Below are 17,219 nucleotides of genomic sequence, written 5' to 3'. Positions count from 1 at the left end.
GCGCCGGGACGGGGCCGGCGCCGAAGGAGGGAGCACGCCTGTGGCCGGCACCACCGTACGGATCGACGGGGACACACTGAGGCTGCCGGGCGGGGTGGCCGTGCGGTTCATGCGGACCCTGCGGCTGCCGGAGAGCGGTGAGCACGACCTGCCGCCCGGGCTGGGGACGTTCCCGCTCCGCCGGGTCGCCGACCACCCCGACACCGTGCCCGCCGAGTGGCTGGCGCGCGGTGGCGTGATGCTGCCGGTGTATCTCCGCGAGGCGATGTGGCTGGGCTTCGCGGGCTCCACCCGGCCGGCGGCGCTCCAGGTCGGGGCGGGCAAGGTGTGCGCGGTCTCCGGCAAGCCGTGGAGCGACCGGCTCTCCCGCGACCCGCAGAACTACCTGGCGCTGCCGCGTCAGCCCTGGCTGGACGGCATCAACTCCGGCAAGGGCACGGTCCGCCAGTTCGTGGCGGTGCCGCTCGGCCTGGGCGCGACCGTGGAGGGCCAGGTCACCGGCGAGGAGGTGTGGGGCGGGGTCCAGCTCCAGTGCTTCCCGCTGACCGAGGAGAAGCGCGCGGAGTGGGAGGAGGCGCAGCGGGTCCTCTCGATGGAGACGCGGAGCGTGAAGTCCGTCGGGGGCGGATACGGCGCGGCGCCCGGGGCGACGCCCCCGCAGGCGCCGATGCCCATGACGGCCGCCGCGCCCGCCCCGGGCGGGGCGCCCCGGCCGCGCGCCGCCGCCGCGATGGGGCTGGGCGTGGGCGGTTCGATGCGGCAGGAGGTCTACCGGGACACCCGCCCGGTCGAGGACTACACCCGCGAACCCGGCGCGCGGGTCTTCGTGCACCTGGTCACCCCGCCGGAGTGGCGGCGCATCACCGGCGAGGAGCCCCCGCCCTCCCCGGTGGATCGCGCCGCGTACACCAAGGCGGGCCTGCCGTGGTTCGACTACTACGACGAGGGCGCGCAGGACCTCCCGCCGGGCGAGGCCCTGTCCGGGGTCGAGCCGGTCGGCGGGTGGCTCGGCGACGACCTGGCCCCCTGGCAGCAGCCGGCGCCCGGCCAGGTGCACCCGCTCAAGGACGCACCCGGGACGCCGGTGCAGGACGGCGACTGGTAGCCGGCCTGGCCCCGCTTTTGCGTGCGAGGGGCGTTCCGCGTCAAGGTGCTGTGGACGGGAGCGCGGGACGACCTGAGGTGCGCGCGATGGACAGCGGGACGGCAGGGACGCGCGGCGGCTGGAGCAGGCGGCGGTTCGTCGCGGTGCTCGGCGGCGCGGCGGTGGCGCCGGCCGTGGCGGGCTGCGGCGGTGACGGCTCGTCCGGGGCGGCGCGGGAGGGGCGGGAGCCCCGGGAGGCCGCGACGGCCCCGCGGTCGTCGCAGGCGTCGCCGTCCTCCGCCTCGGCCGAGCCCGCGCCGAGCCCGTCCGGCCCGCGTCCCCTCTATCTGGGCACCTACACCTCCGCCGAGGGCGGCGGCAGGGGCATCGGTGTCGCCTCGTACGACCCGTCCTCGGGCCGGATCACCGCCCGGGGCACCGTCACCGGTGTCCCCGACCCGTCGTACCTGGCGATCCACCCGGACGGCGGCACGCTGTACGCGGTGAACGAGCGGGCGAGGGGCACGGTGACCGCCGTACGGCTGTCCGACCGCGCGGTGCTGGGGAGCCGGGCGACAGGCGGGGCGCACCCCTGCCATCTCTCGGTGCATCCGAGCGGGCGCTGGCTGCTGAGCGCCGACTACGGCTCGGGCAGTGTGGCCGTGCACCCGATCGGCTCCTCGGGGGCGCTGGGCGAGCGCACCGCCCGGGTCACCCACGCGCGTCCGGCGCCCGGGCCCGGGCAGCGGGGGCCGCACGCCCACCAGTTCCTGACGGCGCCGGACGGCGGGCACGTGCTGGCCGTGGACCTCGGCACGGACACGGTGTACAGCTACCGTCTCGACGGGCACGAGGGCACGCTCACCGAGGTCGCCCAGGCGCACACCCGGCCGGGCGCGGGACCGCGCCACCTCACCTTCCATCCCGGCGGGCGGTACGCCTATCTCGCCGACGAGGGCGACGACACGGTCGCGGTCTGCGCCTACGACGCCGGCAGCGGGCGGCTGACGATCGGTGCGCCGCAGTCGACGGGCGCGAAGGCCGGCCCCAACTATCCGGCGCAGTTCGCGGTCACGCCGGACGGGGCGTACGCGTTCCTGGCCAACCGGGGCGACAACACCCTCGCCCGGTACGCGGTGGAGGCGGACGGGGCCCGGCTGCGGCTGCTCGGCACGGTCCCGGTGCACGGGGACTTCCCGCGGCAGATCGCCCTCTCGCCGGACGGCGGACTGCTGTTCGCGGCGAACCAGCGCTCCGGCACGGTCAGTGTCTTCGAGGTGGACGCCGGCAGCGGCCGACTGCGGCTCGCGGGCGAGCCGTTCCCGTCACCCGTCGCCGTCTGTGCGCTGCCGCTGTAGGGGGCGCGGGCAGGACGCGGCGCTCGCCCGGGTGAGCAGGACGTGCATCCGCTCGGCGAGCTGGCCGACGTCGTCGGCGGGTGCGTGGAAGGGCAGGCGTACGTCACCGTGGGCGCGGGCCCGTTCGATGCGGAGCGTCAGTCCGTGCCGGTCGACGGCGAGCGGCTGGACCCGTACGGCACCGTGCAGGCTCTCGTGCCGCACCAGGCGGGTGAGCCGCTCGACGGCGTCGGGGTGGGCGTCGGCCAGGTGGGTGAGCAGCTGGGCCTCGGCGGTGGCGAGGGGATCGGGGCGGGCCCCGGCGAACTCGTCGCGGTCGACGACGACCGCGCCCCCGGCCTGTTTCAGGACGACCCGGGTGGCGCGCAGGACGAGGTGGTCGTCCTCGGGGGCGAACCAGCCGGCCAGCCAGAGCCGGCCCCGGACACGGTTGCGCACGGGCACGGGTGCCACGTCGGCGAACTCCAGGACGGCGGACGGCTCGCCGCGGGGCGCGCAGAGGGCGGCCGTGAGCAGGGAGCTGTCGTCGGGCACATGGAGGTGCACCCGGCCGGCGTCGTCGACGGTGTGCGCGCCGAGGAACTCCTCGCGTCCGCCGTCGGCGGTCACCGAGCAGGACCACGCGGCGGCCGGCACCGACCGGGCCCGCTCGGCCGCCCCGGGCACCGCCGTCCAGCTGTGGCTGTCACCCATCCCAGACCTCCTTAGGTAAGCCTTGCCTAACCTATCGGACTCCGAGCCACGCGCCAACCTGCACCGAGGACCTTTGTGCCGCGTCAGTGCGCGAGGACCCCGAGCAGCGCCCGCGCACACAGGTCCCGCACCTGTTCCCGCGTCAGATCCGGCCCGCGCAGCCACTCCAGGCAGACGGCCGTGGTGAACGCCAGCCAGCCGCGCACCGCCAGCCGCACCTCGGCGCGCTCCTCGAAGAGCGGTCCGAACTCCGGGTCGGCGCCGAGGGCGGCGAGGATCTGTTCCTCCTGCGCCGCGAGGGCCCGCCGGTAGACCCGGCGCACGGTCAGATCACCCGCCGCGTCCGCACGGTGGAAGGCGCGGTAGCCGTGCGCGTGGGTCTCGACGTACTCCAGATAGGTGTCGAGGCCCGCGGTGAGCTGCTCACGGACCGGCATGCCCGGCACCGCCGCCGTCATCCGCAGCATCCGCTCGCTCTCGCACTCGACGACCGCCGCGAAGAAGTCCCGCTTGGTCGGGAAGTAGTGGTAGAGCAGCCCGCGCGAGACCCCGGCGATCTCCGCGACCCGCTCGATGCGGACCTCGTCGTACGGACTCTCCGAGAACAGGCGCGCGCCCACCGACAGGAGCTGTTCCCTGCGCTCCCCGGTGCTGAGTCGACGCCGGGTGCGCTCCTTCGGGTTCGCGGCCATCCCCGCACTGTACTTGACGCCGGTTCAACGACGGGACGAGACTGAACGCGCTATTGAACCCACGTACAACAGCTCCAACCTGCCGCTGCTTCAAGGGAGATCGAGGGAGAACGCGTCATGGCGGAGACCGTGTCGACGACGACCGGGGACGTCCTGCCCAAGGGGTTCCGCAGCGCGGAGCTGGGCTGGCCCGCGCTGCGGCGCATTCCGCATCCCCCGTACCGGATCCCGCTGCTCGGCGACCTCCTCGGCGCCAGCCGGCGCACTCCCCTGCAGGACTCCCTGCGCTACGCCCGGCAGCTCGGTCCGATCTTCCGGCGCAAGGCGTTCGGCCGGGAGTTCGTGTTCGTGTGGGGGGCGGAGCTGACCGCCGACATGGCGGACGAGGCGCGGTTCGCCAAGCACGTGGGGCTGGGCATCGCCAACCTGCGGCCGGTGGTCGGCGACGCGCTGTTCACGGCGTACAACCACGAGCCGAACTGGCAGCTCGCGCACGACGTCCTGGCGCCCGGGTTCAGCCGGGAGGCCATGGCGGCCTACCACCCGATGATGCTGGACGTGGCCGAGCGGCTCACCGCCCACTGGGACCGGGAGGCCGCCGCCGGACGGCCGGTCGACGTGCCCGGGGACATGACCAAGCTGACCCTGGAGACGATCGCGCGCACCGGGTTCGGGCACGACTTCGGCTCGTTCGAGCGGGACCGCCCGCATCCCTTCGTGACCGCGATGGTCGGCACCCTCACCTATGCCCAGCGTCTCAACATCCTGCCGTTCCCGGGGCTGTGGAAGGGCGCCGCCCGGCAGAACGAGGCCGACATCGCCTACCTGGACCGCACCGTCGACGCGCTGGTGCGGCAGCGGCGCGCCGGAGGCGGCGGGCAGGGGGACCTGCTCGACCGGATGCTCGACACCGCGCACCCCGCGACCGGTGAGCGGCTGTCCGACGAGAACATACGGCGGCAGGTCGTCACCTTCCTCGTCGCGGGCCACGAGACCACCTCCGGCGCGCTCTCCTTCGCCCTGCACTACCTCTCCCTGAACCCGCGGATCGCCGCCCGGGCCCGGGCCGAGGTGGACCGGGTGTGGGGCGGCACGCCGATGCCGGGGTACGACCAGGTGGCGAAGCTGCGGTACGTGCGCCGCGTCCTCGACGAGGCGCTGCGGCTGTGGCCGACGGCGCCCGCATTCGCCCGGGAGGCCCGCGAGGACACCGTGCTGGGCGGGGAGCACCCGATGCGGCGGGGCGCCTGGGCGCTGATCCTGACGGCGATGCTGCACCGGGACCCCGAGGTGTGGGGCGAGGACGCCGAGCGGTTCGACCCGGACCGCTTCGACGCCGCTGCCGTCCGGGGGCGCGCCCCGCACGCCTTCAAGCCGTTCGGCACGGGAGCCCGCGCCTGCATCGGCCGGCAGTTCGCCCTGCACGAGGCCACCCTGGTCCTCGGCCTCCTCTTGCGCCGCTACGACCTGCGCCCCGACCCGGCGTACCGGCTGCGGGTCACGGAGCGGCTGACACTGATGCCGGACGGGCTGCGGATGGGCCTGGAGCGGCGTACGGCTCCCGTGGCACCGCGGGAGCCGTACGCGGCGTCGGCTCCGGCTCCGGCTCCGGAGGAGGCTTCAGCTCCCCGCTGTCCAGTGCACCGGGCGGGTGACTGAGCCCGGCAGCCGGGTGCCGGCGCCGCCCCGGGCCGCGGTCACCTGGGGCTGGGTGAGGAAGAAGGCCCCGGTCAGGTCGGCATCGGTGAGATCGGTGTCCCGCAGGTCGGCCCCGATCAGGTCCGCGCCGCGCAGATCGGCGCCGGTGAGGTCGGCGGCGATCAGACAGGCACCGCGCAGGTTCGCCCCGCGCAGATCGGCGCCCTTGAGGCGGGCGCCCATCAGGTCGGCGCCCCGGCGGTCCTTCCCGCGGCCGCGGACGCCGGCCCGGGCCAGCTCGCTGGTCCTCAGCAGCAGGACGTTGACCTCCGCGCGGTGGGCGGGGACGTCCAGGGCGGCCAGTTCCCCGGGGGTTCCCCGGGTGAGCGCCTCGGTCCGCTCCAGGGCCCGGCGCAGCTCCGGGTGGACCGGGCGGGCGGCGGGCAGGCCGAGCGCCTCGGTGAGGTACCAGAGCAGCTCGTGGAGCTGGCGGACCACCGGGAACACCTCGAACACCGCATGGGCGTGCTCGGCCGGGGCGCCCCGCCAGTCCCGCCCGCCGAAGGTCACCTGCGAGACCTTCTGGCCGGCGCCGAAGCAGTCGTAGACCGTGCAGCCGGTGAAGCCCTTCTGCCGCAGCCGGTCGTGGATGCCGCAGCGGTGGTCCGCCGCCAGGTGGAGGCAGGGCCGCCCCGCGGGCTTGTCCAGCGCGAAGTCGGCCGAGCGGGCGAAGGGCAGCGCCACACAGCACAGGCCGAAGCAGCTCGCGCAGTCGCCGCGCAGTCCGTCCCGGTCCACCGTCTCGTCTCCTGTCCTGGCCCCCGTCTTCTCTCGCATGCCCTCCACCCTACTGATCCGCGCTCACACTCCGTCCGGCACCTCCAGGGCGGCCACCCGCTCCGGGTCGGCCAGGATGTGCAGGGCGACGATCCGGCCGTCGGCGACGGTGATGCCCATGACCGAACGCACCTCGCCCTCGGGCCCGTTGACGATGCCGACCGCGCCGCCCACCAGCGCCAGCCGCCCGGCCGGCGCGAACTGCCGGAAGAAGATCGCCTGTTCGGCCACCGCCTTCGCACCCTGCACGATCTTGGAGGCCGCCGCGCCGCGCACCAGCGCCCCGGAGTCGGCCCGCAGCACCACATCGGGATGGAGGATGGAGACCAGCGCCTCGAAGTCCCCGGCGCGGGCGGCGGCCAGGAACGCGGAGACCACCTCGCGCTGCCGGCCGAGGTCCGGCTCCGCCGTCGGTGCGGCCCCCTGGACCCGGCGGCGGGCCCGGCTGGCGAGCTGCCGGGTCGCGGCCGGGGTGCGCTCGACGATCGGCGCGATGTCGTCGAACGGCACGGCGAACATGTCGTGCAGCACGAACGCGAGCCGCTCGTCGGGGTCCAGGGTCTCCAGCACGATCAGCAGGGCGAGACCGACCTCGTCGGCCTGGAGCACCTCCTGCTCGGGGTCGGTCCGGGACAGGGGCCCGATCACCGGATCGGGGACGAAGGCGGCGTACGCGGACCCCGCAGAGGCCTCGTAGCCGTCGTCCATCGGCAGTTCACGGCGGGCGGCGCGCGAGCGCAGCAGGTCCAGACAGACCCGGCCGGTCACGGTGGTCAGCCAGCCGCCCAGGTTGCGCACCTCGTCGGCCTCGCTGCGGGCGAGTCTGAGCCAGGCCTCCTGCACCGCGTCCTCGGCCTCGGCGAGCGAGCCGAGCATGCGGTAGGCGACGGCCTTGAGATGGGCGCGGTGCTCCTCGAAGCGTTGTGCGAGCACGGCGGTGTCGGTCATGGCGCCACTCCCCCTCGGGCGTCGGTGTCTACCGGCTGAACAGTTCGAAGGCGACCGCCGGGCGGCCGCCGAAGCGCTCCCCGACGGAGTGCGTCACCCCGGTCAGGAAGCCCCGTACATACGTCTCCGGGTCCTCGTCGGTGAGGGCCTCGATGTAGGCGCGGTGTTCGAGCAGCGAGCTCACCGCCCGCTCCAGGCCCGCCGAGGCGTCGACGGCGTGGGTGGGCGTGGCGGAGCCGGCGACCGCGACCCAGCGCACGCCGTTCCAGGGGTCGAGTCCCTGTTCGGCCAGCTCGGGGAAGATCCAGCGGTTGCCGGCGTCCGCGGCGGCGTCCAGCGTGGCCCGGCCCACCGCGACATGGTCGGGCGTGTTCCAGGCGACGCCGCCCCAGGTGTCCCGGTGGTTGAGGGTGATGACCAGCTCGGGGCGGTGCCTTCGGATCGCGGCGGCGATGTCGCGGCGCAGGGCCGGGCCGTACTCGATCACTCCGTCGCGGTGGTCGAGGAACTCCACCTCGCTGACGCCCACGACGGCCGCGCTCACCCGCTGCTCCCGCTCCCGCAGCGGACCGCACTCGGCGGGCGCGATGGTGTCGATGCCCGCCTCACCGCGGGTCGCCAGGACGTAGGCGATCTCGCGGCCGGCGTCGGTCCAGGCGGCGACGGCCGCCGAGCAGCCGTACTCCAGGTCGTCCGGGTGCGCCACGACGGCCAGGGCCCGTCGCCAGTCCTCGGGCATGGGCTGGAGCTGGGGCATCGTCGGCACGGTCATGCCCGAAGACTAATCGGTGACACCGACATCACGCTTCGTCACGGACGAGGGCGAGCAGCCGGTCCAGGACGCGGGGACCGCCGGCCCGGACGCCGTCGTGCTCGAACTCGTCGGTGACCCAGGTGCGCAGCCCGCGGATCGCGCGGGCGGTGCGCAGGGAGTGGGCGGTGTCGACGTACAGGTCGTCGTGGTAGACCGCGGCCGCCACCGGGACCTCGTTGACGGCGAGGCGGGCGGGGTCGTAGAGGGGCGTCCAGTCGGTGCGGGCGGCGAGGAGGTCGGCGGTCTCCCGCAGGGGACGCAGCGCGGGGTCGGTGTCGAACATCCAGGGGTGGATCGTCTCGCCGGTGAGCAGCAGCGGTCCGTCGCCGGTGAGCGTCTTAGCGGCGTCGAACTGCGGGAACTCGGCGCGCACCCGCTCCGCCGACCAGGCGGTGGGGCGGGCGTCCTGGCCGTAGATCGCCTCGTGGACGAGGGCGTAAAGGGGGTGCTCGGCGAAGGAGAGCCGGCCGCGGAGCTGCTCCTGGAAGGCGTCGGAGAGCGCGGGGCCCCGCGGGGTGGGGACGAAGGCGTCCTCGAGGAGGTGGTGCAGCCGGTGGCTGCCGTCACCGGTGCCGAGCAGGATGCCGAGGGTCTGGAACGCCTCCACCGTCAGAAGGTGGCCGCCGGGGAGGGTGACCTCGTGCTGGAGGAGGTGCTCGGCGATCCGGCGGACCCGCTCGACGTCCTGCGGGTAGCGGGCGTAGTGCGCGGCGTTCTTGCGTTCCATGCGCGGGTAGGCGGCGCGGTAGACGTCGTCGGCGTGGGCGTCGAGGGCGGGCAGACCACCGGTGATCAGGGCGGCGGCCAGGCCCTCGGGGGCGAGGGAGAGATAGCTGACCGTGCAGAATCCGCCGAAGCTCTGGCCGAGGACGGTCCAGGGGGCGCCGCCGGTGACCTCGCGGCGGACGGCCTCACAGTCGCGGACGATCGAGTCGGCGCGGAAGTGCGTGAGGTAGTCGGCCTGGGCGGCCGGGCCGCCGCGCAGCGGGAGGGTCTGGCGGTTGGCGGGCGTGGAGGCGCCGGTGCCGCGCTGGTCCAGCAGGAGGACGCGGTACTCCTTGAGGGCGCGGCCGAGCCAGGCCGGTCTGCCGACGAAACGGTTGGCGCCGAATCCGGGGCCGCCCTGGAGGTAGAGCAGCCAGGGCAGATCCTGGCCGGCCTTCTCGCTGGCGACGACCTCACGGGCGTACAGCTCGATCGTCTCCCCCGCCGGGTCGGCGTGGTCGAGCGGGACGGTGAAACGGCGGTCGGTGAGTACGACGCCGGGCTGGCGGTAGCTGAGGGACAACAGGGGTCTCCTGGACGCTCGGTGTACGGGCCGCGGCCCAGTCCAGCACAGGTCCGGGCGGGCGTGGCGGCCGGGGATCACGAGCGGCTGCTGAACGGCGGCTCAGCGGGCCGGTTCCGTGCCGGGCTGTGTCAGCGCGCCGAGAGGCTGGAGCGGCGTACCACCAGCTCGGGCTGGAGCACGACCCTGCGGTGCTCGTGCCGTCTGCCGGTGTCCTCCTCGGTCTCCTCCAGCAGCATCTCGGCGGCCAGGGCGCCCATGGTGACGGCGGGCTGGCGGACCGAGGTGAGCGGGACGGCCGCGGCGGCGGCGAACTCGATGTCGTCGTAGCCGACGATGGCGAGGTCGTCGGGGACCCCGACGCCGGCCGCGTACATGGCCTGGAGCACGCCGAGGGCGAGCAGGTCGTTGGCGCAGAACACGGCCGTGGGGCGGTCGGCGAGTCCGAGCAACCGGGCGCCGGCGTCCCGTCCGGCGGCCACGTCGAGCCGCTCGGTGGGCAGCTCGCGCAGGCGGTCGGGGCCGAGGCCGGCCTCGGCGAGCGCGTTCAGGGCGCCGGTGCGGCGGTCCCGGACCTGGTTGAAGCCGGGCGGGCCGCTGACGTACGCGAGGGAGCGGTGCCCGGCGTCTATGAGGTGCCGTACGGCGAGCGCGCCGCCCGCCACGTCGTCCACGGACACCGAGCACTCGGTGGTGCCCTCGGAGACCCGGTCGACCAGCACGAACGGGATGCCGTGGCGGCGGAAGGACTCGATGTTGCGGCCCGTCGCGTCGGCGGGGGTGAGCAGCACGCCCCGCACCCGCTGCTCGGCGAAGAGGGAGAGGTACTCGGCCTCCTCGCCGACGCTCTCGGCGCTGTTGCAGACCATCACGCCGAGCCCGGCGTCGCGGGCGGCCCGCTCGGCGCCGCGCGCGACGTCCACGAAGAAGGGGTTGCCCATGTCGAGGACGAGCAGCCCCATGATCCGGGACCGGCCGGCCCTCAGCTGGCGCGCGGACTCGCTGCGGACGTACCCGAGCCGGTCGATCGCGGACAGCACCCGGGCCCGGGTCTCCGTGGCGACGGTGTCGGGGCGGTTGATGACGTTGGAGACCGTGCCGACGGAGACTCCGGCGGCGCGGGCGACGTCCTTGATACCCACCGGCTGGGCCATCAGGCGGAGACCTCCAGGTGAACGGGGTACGGCGGGACGGGCCTCACATTACCGTCACGCCGGCCCCTGGCCGTTCCTGTCATGCGGGCAGGGCGAAGTCGACGACGTGGAGCGCCGAGGGGGTGGTCCCGCTCGACTTCTCCTGGTACATGAACGACAGCGTGTTGTCGGCCCTGACGCGCAGCTCGTCGATGACGACCTCACCGAAGGCGTTGAGTCCGCTGCCGTCGAAGAGCACGGTCCAGTCGGTGTAGCTGGAGGACTTCGAGGCGCCGGCGATCCGCCCGAACGGGAAGACGGCGTAGGCGTTGTCGTACGTGTCCAGGATCAGCTTGGTGCGCTGGCTGGAGCCGAGGGCGACGGGGATCTCCGTCTTCTGCCAGGTGCCCGAGGAGTTCTTGCGGACGTGGAAGGCGCGGCCGTTGGCGGTGCGGTCGCTGACGTAGTCGGTGGTGCACTGGCCGAAGCGGCCGGGGACGTAGCTGATGATCGCGTGCGGCAGGCCGGCGGAGTCGGTGGCCTGGCTCTCCTGGTTCATCAGGGAGTGGTCGGGGTTGAGCGGGTCGACGACCAGCCCCGGGTCCGTGACGGCCACCGTGTCCGAGGTGCCGGTGGTGCCCACGAGCGTGCCCGCGTCGTTGCGCCAGGTCCGCCCGCGGTCGTCGGAGTAGACGTAGCCGGTGTCGTGGTTGGTGATGCCGCCGCTGCTGCACATGACGGCGGCGGACTGCTCGCGCCAGGTGAAGAAGGAGTGCAGCCGTCCGTTGACGTCGTAGTCGATGCCGTGCAGGTACATGTTGCGGGCGGTGGAGGAACCGTGCGAGCTGGTGTACGTGCCCGTGGAGCCGGACCACTCCCCGAGCGCGGTCCAGGACGACCCGTCGTACTCGGCGAGGGCGTTGCGCCCGTTGCCGGAGATCCCGACCCGGTAGCTGAGCTGGAGCCTGCCCTCCGGCGTGGAGACGAACTGCGGGTAGGTGAACTGCGAGGTGAGCGCGAGCCCGTCGAGGCTGGTCTGCACGGCGCCGAAGACGGACGAGGTCCAGGACGTGGCGGCCGGGTCGTCCAGGAGTTGGGCGACCGACTTCACGTAGAAGAAGCCGTCGCTGTGGGAGTCCATGGTGAGGTGGAGCCGCCCGTCGGCCTTGGAGACGCCCATGGAGATGACGTTGTGGGAGTCGCTCGCCTTGAGGACGTGGGAGAGGGTGACGGTCGACCACGAGGCGCCGCCGAGGACGCGGCGGCCGACGACCGCGTTGCCGGTGGAGGTGTACCAGGCCGCGTACTGGTAGCCCTTGTAGGTCAACAGGCCGTTCTTCTGGAAGGAGTTGTTGTTGACCAGGCCGTCGTAGGACACGAAGAAGATCGCGCTCGCGTCGAGCCGGGTGGTGCCCTTGCCGGTCACGGACGGGCCGGGGTCGGCGGCGCGGGCGGTGCCGGAGGCGAGCAGGGGGGTCGCCGAGGCGCTCACGAGGGCGCCGGCCAGCAGGGTGCGTCGTCTCATCTCGGGGGACTCCATTGTCGTACGAGAGCGGGTGGTACGGGATGGTGTCAGGCGAGGTGGAACACTTCGGTGAGGGGTTTCATGGCCTCGTCGGGCCGGGCGCCGTCCAGGGACTCGAAGAACGGTGCCATCTCGGCCTGCCAGCGGGCGTTGACCTCGGCGGCCGCCATCTCGGCCTGGGCGGCGGCGAAGTCCTCGGTCTCCAGATAGCCGACGAGCAGGCCGTCGTCTCTGAGGAAGAGGCTGTAGTTGTGCCACCCGGTGGCCGAGAGAGCCTGGAGCATCTCCGGCCACACGGCGGCATGCCGTTCGCGGTACTCGGCGAGACGGTCCTGACGGACCTTGAGCAGGAAACAGACGCGCTGCATGGAAGTACCGCTCCCGGTGGGTGGGGGGACTGGGGCGTGGGGATCAGAAGGTGAACTGGTCGATGTTCTTGGCGTCGAACACGGTCGGCTTGCCGAGGCTGATCACACCGTCCTTGCCGATGGTGTACGACGTCCCGCCGGCCGTGAAGGTCTCGCCCTCCTTGCCGGTGATCTGGCCGGAGGCCAGCGCCACGGCGGTCTGCGCGGCGAGGGCGCCGAGCTTGGCCGGGTCCCACAGCTCGAAGCCGTCGACGGTGCCGTTCTTGACGTACTTGCGCATGTCGTTGGGGGTGCCGAGGCCGGTCAGCTTGACCTTGCCCTTGTACTTGGAGCCCGAGAGGTACTGGGCCGCGGCCTTGATGCCGACGGTGGTCGGGGAGATGATCCCCTTCAGGTTCGGGTACTCCTGGAGGAGGCCCTGGGTCTGCTGGAAGGACTGCTGCGCGTCGTCGTTGCCGTACGCGACCTTGACGAGCTTGATGTCCTTGTACTTGGCGTCCTTGAGTTCGTCCTTCATGAACTCGATCCAGGTGTTCTGGTTGGTCGCGGTCTGCGCGGCGGACAGGATCGCGATCTCGCCCTTGTAACCGATCTGCTCGGCGAGCAGCTGCACCTCGGTGCGGCCGAGGTCCTCGGCGGAGGCCTGCGAGACGAAGGCGTTGCGGCACTCGGGGTTGGTGTCGGAGTCGTAGGTGACGACCTTGATCTTGTTGCTCATGGCCTGCTTGAGCGCGGTGCACAGGGCACCCGGGTCCTGGGCGGAGACGGCGATCGCGTCGACCTGCTGCTGGGTCAGCGTGTTGACGTACGACACCTGTCCCGAGGTGTCGGTCGCGCTGGAGGGACCGACCTCCTTGTAGTTCGAGCCCAGCTCCTTCAGCGCGGCCTCGCCGCCCTTGTCCGCGGAGGTGAAGTACGGGTTGTTGACCTGCTTGGGCAGGAAGCCGACGGTCAGCCCCTTCTTGGTGGCGGCGTTCGGGTCGGCCTTGCCCGCGGCGGCGGCCGAGCCGGTGCTCTCCTTCTTCACGTCCTCCTTGGTGGTGCCGCCGCAGGCGGTGGCGGCGAGGGCGAGGGAGGAGACGGCGGCGAGGGCCGCGCAGGCACGACGGAGGGATGACTTGCGCATGGTGGTGTGGGTCCTTCTACGAGGAGGGCTGGTTCTCAGGCCGGCGAGGTCGAGGCGGCGGATGTACGGCCTGCCCTCGCGACGGAGATCTGGCGTGCGACCCGGGGGCCGAGCACGGAGACGACGAGCAGGACGCCGGTGACGACGATCTGCGACTGGGCGGACACGTCCTGCAGGCTCATCACGTTCTGCGCCGTGCCGAGCAGGAAGACTCCCGCGATCGCGCCGCCGAGTGTGCCCTTGCCGCCGTCGAAGTCGATGCCGCCGAGGAGGACGGACGCGATGACGGCGAGTTCGAGGCCGGTGGCGTTGTCGTAGCGGGCGCTGGCGTAGTGCAGGGCCCAGAAGACGCCGGTGAGAGAGGCCATCAGGCCGGTCATGGTGAACAGGATCAGCTTCTGCCGCTTGACGCGGATGCCGGCGAACCGGGCGGCCTCCTCGCTGGCGCCGATCGCGAACAGCGAGCGCCCGAACGGCGTGGCGTGCAGGACCACGAAGGCGATGGCGAGGAGGACGACGAAGGGCAGGAAGGCCTGCGGGAGGAAGCTGTCCCCGATCCGGCCGGCCGCGAAGTCCAGGTACTGGGTGGGGAAGTCGGTGACCGCGTCGGAGCCGAGCACGATCTGCGCGATGCCCCGGTAGGCGGCCAGGGTGCCGATGGTGACGGCCAGGGACGGCAGCCCGAGCCGGGTGACGAGCAGGCCGTTGACGAGCCCGCAGACGATACCGAGCAGCAGGCAGAGGGGGATGATCGCCTCGATCGTCAGGCCCTGGTTCCACAGGGCGCCCATCACCGCGCCGGACAGGCCCGCCGTGGAGGCGACCGACAGGTCGATCTCCCCGGAGACCACCAGCAGGGTCATCGGCAGGGCGACCAGCGCGACGGGGAGGGTGTTGCCGATCAGGAACGACAGGTTCAGCGCGTTGCCGAAGCCGTCGACGGAGGTGAAGGAGAACAGCAGCAGGACGATCAGGAGGGCGCCGACGACGGTGTCCCAGCGGATCACCCGGTTCAGGGACTCAGTCACGAGTATCCCCCTTCTTCTCCACGGCCGGCTTGGCGGACGCCGACTTCTTCTTCAGGGCGGTCGCCACCCGCAGGCCCACGATCCGGTCCACGGCGATCGCGAGGAGGAGCAGGACGCCGTTGATGGCGAGGACCCACACCGAGCTGACGCCGAGGGCGGGCAGGGCGCTGTTGATGGAGGTCAGCAGCAGCGCGCCGAGAGCGGCGCCGTAGACGCTGCCGGAGCCGCCGGTGAAGACGACGCCGCCGACCACGACCGCGCTGACGACGGTCATCTCGTAGCCGTTGCCCGTGCTGGAGTCGACGTTGCCGAACCGGGCCAGGTACATCGCGCCGGCGAGTCCGGCGAGTCCGCCGCAGAAGGTGTACGCGGCGAGGATCCGCTTGCGCACGGGGATGCCGGCGAGGCGGGCGGCCTCCGGGTTGGAGCCGAGGGCGTACAGCTCCCGGCCGCTGCCGAAGTGCTTGAGGTAGTAGGCCGTGGCGATCAGCACCGCCAGGGCGATGAGCGCGAGGTACGGCACGGCGGACAGACCGCCGGAGCCGAAGTCGACGAAGCCGCCGGGCAGGTCGGCCGCGGTGATCTGCCGGGAGCCGACCCAGATGGAGTCGATGCCGCGGACGATGTACAGCGTGCCGAGGGTGACGACGAGGGCGGGCACCTGGCCGAGGCTGACCAGCAGCCCGTTCAGCAGCCCGAAGCCGACGCCGAGCAGGACGGCCAGGGCGATCGCGACGACCGGGTCGCCGCCGCCGTGCAGATAGGTGCCGGCGGCGAAGGCGGTGATGCCGAGGGTGGAGCCGACCGAGAGGTCGACGTTCCTCGTGATCACCACCAGGGACTGGCCGGTGGCGACCAGCACCAGGATGGTCGCGTTCAGCAGCAGGTCCTTGACCCCCTGCTCGGAGAGGAACTCGCTGTTGCCGGCCTGGGTGACGGCGATCATCGCCAGGAAGACGACGAGGATGGCGAGTTCGCGCATCCTGAAGACGCGGTCGACGAGCCGGGTTCCGCCGGACTGGGGCGTCTCGGCGACGGGGGCCTGTTCAGGAGTGGCGACCGTCATGCGGCGGCCCTCCCGGTGGCTGCGGCCATCACGGTTTCCTCGGTGGCGTCGGATCGGGGGATCTCGGCGGTGAGCCGGCCCTCGTGCATCACCAGCACGCGGTCGGCCATGCCGAGGATCTCGGGCAGGTCGGAGGAGATCATCAGGACGGCGACGCCGTCGGCGGCCAGTTCGCTGAGCAGCCGGTGCACCTCGGCCTTGGTGCCGACGTCGATGCCGCGCGTGGGCTCGTCGACGATCAGCACCTTGGGGGCGGTGGCCAGCCACTTGGCGAGGACGACCTTCTGCTGGTTGCCGCCGGAGAGCGTGTGGACGCTGTCGGCGATCCGGGCGTACTTCACCTGGAGCTTGACCGCCCAGTCCAGGGACCGGCTGCGCTCGGCGCCGCGGTCCATCAGGCCGGCCTTCACCGTCGTGCGCAGACCGGTGAGGCCGATGTTGCGCTCGATGGACATGTCCATCACGAGGCCCTGGGCGCGCCGGTCCTCCGGGACCAGGGCGAGGCCCGCGGCCATCGCGGTGGAGGGGGCGCCGTTGACCAGTGCCTTGCCGTCGACGGTGACGTCACCGGCGTCCCAGCGGTCGATCCCGAACACCGCGCGGGCCACTTCGGTGCGTCCGGCGCCGACCAGTCCGGCCAGGCCGACGATCTCACCGCGCCGTACGTCGAAGGAGACGTCGGTGAAGACGCCCTCGCGGGTCAGCCGGCGCACGCTCAGGGCGATCTCGCCCGGGGTGACGTCCTGCTTGGGGTAGAGCTCGTCGAGGTCGCGGCCGACCATGCGGCGGACCAGGTCGTCCTCGGTCATGCCGGCGAGGGGCTCGCCGGCGATCCAGGCGCCGTCGCGCAGGGTGGTGACCCGCTGGCAGATCTCGAAGATCTCCTCCAGCCGGTGCGAGACGAAGAGGACGGCCGCGCCCTGCTCGCGCAGGGTGCGCACGACTCCGAAGAGGCGGGCGACCTCACTGCCGGTGAGGGCGGCGGTCGGCTCGTCCATGATCAGGACGCGGGCGTCGAAGGAGAGCGCCTTGGCGATCTCCACGATCTGCTGGTCGGCGATGGACAGGCCGCGGGCCGGGCGGTCCGGGTCGAGGTCGACGCCGAGCCGGGCCATCAGGGCGGCGGTCGCGGCGTGGGTGGCCTTGTGGTCGATGCGGCCGAGGGCGCGCCGGGGCTGGCGGCCCATGAAGATGTTCTCGGCGATCGAAAGGTCGGGGAAGAGCGTCGGTTCCTGGTAGATCACGGCGATGCCGGCGTCGCGGGCGTCGCCGGGTCCGTGGAAGACGACGGGCTCGCCGTCGAGCAGCACCCGGCCGGTGTCCGGTCGGTGCACCCCCGCGAGGGTCTTGATCAAAGTCGACTTGCCCGCGCCGTTCTCCCCGGCGAGGGCGTGCACCTCGCCGGGGAACAGCTCCAGGGAGACGCCTCGCAGGGCGCGTACGGCGCCGAAGGACTTGGCGACGTCCCTGAGCGCCAGCACCGGGGCCGGTCCCGTGTCGGAGGGGTGGGTCATGGGTGGCTCCTCGACGAACGTCCGCGGCGGTGCCCCTGGGGCCCGTCACGGCGTCGTGAAAGGTTTCAACTGGATTGCCGGGACGTTAGGCACGGCGGGCATGTCGC

At 72.8% G+C, this 17,219-nt stretch carries 16 protein-coding genes; 3 read left to right on the top strand and 13 right to left on the bottom strand.

The window, feature by feature from the left end; genetic code table 11:
* Positions 1 to 40: 40 nt before the first annotated feature.
* Entirely contained in the window at positions 41 to 1,105 is a 1,065-nt protein-coding gene (locus AQJ58_RS26910) for a hypothetical protein (protein ID WP_067254644.1), read from the top strand.
* Positions 1,106 to 1,191: 86 nt separating this feature from the next.
* Positions 1,192 to 2,442: a lactonase family protein gene (locus AQJ58_RS26905; protein ID WP_067254641.1), complete on the top strand. Its 1,251-nt coding sequence runs from the start codon at positions 1,192 to 1,194 to the stop codon at positions 2,440 to 2,442.
* Here AQJ58_RS26905 and AQJ58_RS26900 read toward each other — a convergent pair.
* Both AQJ58_RS26900 and AQJ58_RS26895 read right to left on the bottom strand, forming a co-directional pair.
* Entirely contained in the window at positions 2,410 to 3,135 is a 726-nt protein-coding gene (locus tag AQJ58_RS26900) for a DUF2470 domain-containing protein (RefSeq protein WP_067254638.1), read from the bottom strand. The two genes, AQJ58_RS26905 and AQJ58_RS26900, sit on opposite strands and share 33 nt — an antisense overlap.
* An 83-nt stretch (positions 3,136 to 3,218) precedes the next feature.
* Positions 3,219 to 3,827 carry a TetR/AcrR family transcriptional regulator gene (locus AQJ58_RS26895; RefSeq protein WP_067254635.1) on the bottom strand — a complete coding sequence of 203 codons (609 nt, stop codon included), beginning with the start codon at positions 3,825 to 3,827 and terminating at the stop codon, positions 3,219 to 3,221.
* Positions 3,828 to 3,944: 117 nt separating this feature from the next.
* On the opposite strand from AQJ58_RS26895, the gene AQJ58_RS26890 reads away from it, so the two are divergent.
* Positions 3,945 to 5,486, top strand: a complete 1,542-nt coding sequence (locus tag AQJ58_RS26890) for a cytochrome P450 (protein ID WP_067254632.1) — start codon at positions 3,945 to 3,947, stop codon at positions 5,484 to 5,486.
* Here AQJ58_RS26890 and AQJ58_RS26885 read toward each other — a convergent pair.
* The 11 genes from AQJ58_RS26885 to AQJ58_RS26835 form a co-directional block, all read right to left on the bottom strand.
* Positions 5,448 to 6,302: a pentapeptide repeat-containing protein gene (locus tag AQJ58_RS26885; protein ID WP_067254629.1), complete on the bottom strand. Its 855-nt coding sequence runs from the start codon at positions 6,300 to 6,302 to the stop codon at positions 5,448 to 5,450. The two genes, AQJ58_RS26890 and AQJ58_RS26885, sit on opposite strands and share 39 nt — an antisense overlap.
* Before the next feature lie 24 nt (positions 6,303 to 6,326).
* Entirely contained in the window at positions 6,327 to 7,250 is a 924-nt protein-coding gene (locus AQJ58_RS26880) for a sigma-70 family RNA polymerase sigma factor (protein ID WP_067254627.1), read from the bottom strand.
* A 28-nt stretch (positions 7,251 to 7,278) separates the two neighbouring features.
* Complete coding sequence (locus tag AQJ58_RS26875; protein ID WP_067254624.1) at positions 7,279 to 8,022, bottom strand: PIG-L deacetylase family protein; 744 nt, start codon at positions 8,020 to 8,022, stop codon at positions 7,279 to 7,281.
* Positions 8,023 to 8,050: 28 nt separating this feature from the next.
* On the bottom strand, positions 8,051 to 9,352 hold the full coding sequence (locus tag AQJ58_RS26870) for an alpha/beta fold hydrolase (RefSeq protein ID WP_067254623.1): 1,302 nt from the start codon (positions 9,350 to 9,352) through the stop codon (positions 8,051 to 8,053).
* Between the two features lie 131 nt (positions 9,353 to 9,483).
* Positions 9,484 to 10,506, bottom strand: coding sequence for a LacI family DNA-binding transcriptional regulator (locus AQJ58_RS26865; protein ID WP_067254620.1), 1,023 nt, complete (start codon positions 10,504 to 10,506; stop codon positions 9,484 to 9,486).
* A 79-nt stretch (positions 10,507 to 10,585) separates the two neighbouring features.
* Positions 10,586 to 12,010: a BNR repeat-containing protein gene (locus AQJ58_RS26860; protein WP_067254619.1), complete on the bottom strand. Its 1,425-nt coding sequence runs from the start codon at positions 12,008 to 12,010 to the stop codon at positions 10,586 to 10,588.
* Between the two features lie 47 nt (positions 12,011 to 12,057).
* Positions 12,058 to 12,378, bottom strand: a complete 321-nt coding sequence (locus AQJ58_RS26855; RefSeq protein ID WP_067254616.1) for an L-rhamnose mutarotase — start codon at positions 12,376 to 12,378, stop codon at positions 12,058 to 12,060.
* A 43-nt stretch (positions 12,379 to 12,421) separates the two neighbouring features.
* Positions 12,422 to 13,504 carry a rhamnose ABC transporter substrate-binding protein gene (rhaS, locus tag AQJ58_RS26850; RefSeq protein WP_067254610.1) on the bottom strand — a complete coding sequence of 361 codons (1,083 nt, stop codon included), beginning with the start codon at positions 13,502 to 13,504 and terminating at the stop codon, positions 12,422 to 12,424.
* 35 nt (positions 13,505 to 13,539) lie between these two features.
* Positions 13,540 to 14,532: an ABC transporter permease gene (locus tag AQJ58_RS26845; RefSeq protein WP_067254607.1), complete on the bottom strand. Its 993-nt coding sequence runs from the start codon at positions 14,530 to 14,532 to the stop codon at positions 13,540 to 13,542.
* Positions 14,525 to 15,598, bottom strand: a complete 1,074-nt coding sequence (locus tag AQJ58_RS26840; protein ID WP_067254604.1) for an ABC transporter permease — start codon at positions 15,596 to 15,598, stop codon at positions 14,525 to 14,527. The genes AQJ58_RS26845 and AQJ58_RS26840 overlap by 8 nt, the downstream gene beginning before the upstream one ends.
* Positions 15,595 to 17,112, bottom strand: a complete 1,518-nt coding sequence (locus tag AQJ58_RS26835; protein ID WP_067254602.1) for a sugar ABC transporter ATP-binding protein — start codon at positions 17,110 to 17,112, stop codon at positions 15,595 to 15,597. The genes AQJ58_RS26840 and AQJ58_RS26835 overlap by 4 nt, the downstream gene beginning before the upstream one ends.
* Between the last annotated feature and the right edge of the window lie 107 nt (positions 17,113 to 17,219).

Origin of the sequence: Streptomyces sp. DSM 15324, assembly GCF_001514285.1 — a bacterium.
GTDB lineage: Bacteria > Actinomycetota > Actinomycetes > Streptomycetales > Streptomycetaceae > Streptomyces.
Note: the sequence above shows the minus strand (reverse complement) of the source record. Positions and strands in the feature narration are given on the sequence as shown.

What these genes read in the sequence shown, in the direction of transcription:
- AQJ58_RS26860 (WP_067254619.1), bottom strand. Translation starts at nt 12,010, where the DNA reads ATGAGACGACGCACCCTGCTGGCCGGCGCCCTCGTGAGCGCCTCGGCG.
- rhaS (WP_067254610.1), bottom strand. Translation starts at nt 13,504, where the DNA reads ATGCGCAAGTCATCCCTCCGTCGTGCCTGCGCGGCCCTCGCCGCCGTC.
- AQJ58_RS26840 (WP_067254604.1), bottom strand. Translation starts at nt 15,598, where the DNA reads ATGACGGTCGCCACTCCTGAACAGGCCCCCGTCGCCGAGACGCCCCAG.
- AQJ58_RS26835 (WP_067254602.1), bottom strand. Translation starts at nt 17,112, where the DNA reads ATGACCCACCCCTCCGACACGGGACCGGCCCCGGTGCTGGCGCTCAGG.
- AQJ58_RS26895 (WP_067254635.1), bottom strand. Translation starts at nt 3,827, where the DNA reads ATGGCCGCGAACCCGAAGGAGCGCACCCGGCGTCGACTCAGCACCGGG.
- AQJ58_RS26880 (WP_067254627.1), bottom strand. Translation starts at nt 7,250, where the DNA reads ATGACCGACACCGCCGTGCTCGCACAACGCTTCGAGGAGCACCGCGCC.
- AQJ58_RS26855 (WP_067254616.1), bottom strand. Translation starts at nt 12,378, where the DNA reads ATGCAGCGCGTCTGTTTCCTGCTCAAGGTCCGTCAGGACCGTCTCGCC.
- AQJ58_RS26875 (WP_067254624.1), bottom strand. Translation starts at nt 8,022, where the DNA reads ATGACCGTGCCGACGATGCCCCAGCTCCAGCCCATGCCCGAGGACTGG.
- AQJ58_RS26900 (WP_067254638.1), bottom strand. Translation starts at nt 3,135, where the DNA reads ATGGGTGACAGCCACAGCTGGACGGCGGTGCCCGGGGCGGCCGAGCGG.
- AQJ58_RS26890 (WP_067254632.1), top strand. Translation starts at nt 3,945, where the DNA reads ATGGCGGAGACCGTGTCGACGACGACCGGGGACGTCCTGCCCAAGGGG.
- AQJ58_RS26905 (WP_067254641.1), top strand. Translation starts at nt 1,192, where the DNA reads ATGGACAGCGGGACGGCAGGGACGCGCGGCGGCTGGAGCAGGCGGCGG.
- AQJ58_RS26885 (WP_067254629.1), bottom strand. Translation starts at nt 6,302, where the DNA reads ATGCGAGAGAAGACGGGGGCCAGGACAGGAGACGAGACGGTGGACCGG.
- AQJ58_RS26865 (WP_067254620.1), bottom strand. Translation starts at nt 10,506, where the DNA reads ATGGCCCAGCCGGTGGGTATCAAGGACGTCGCCCGCGCCGCCGGAGTC.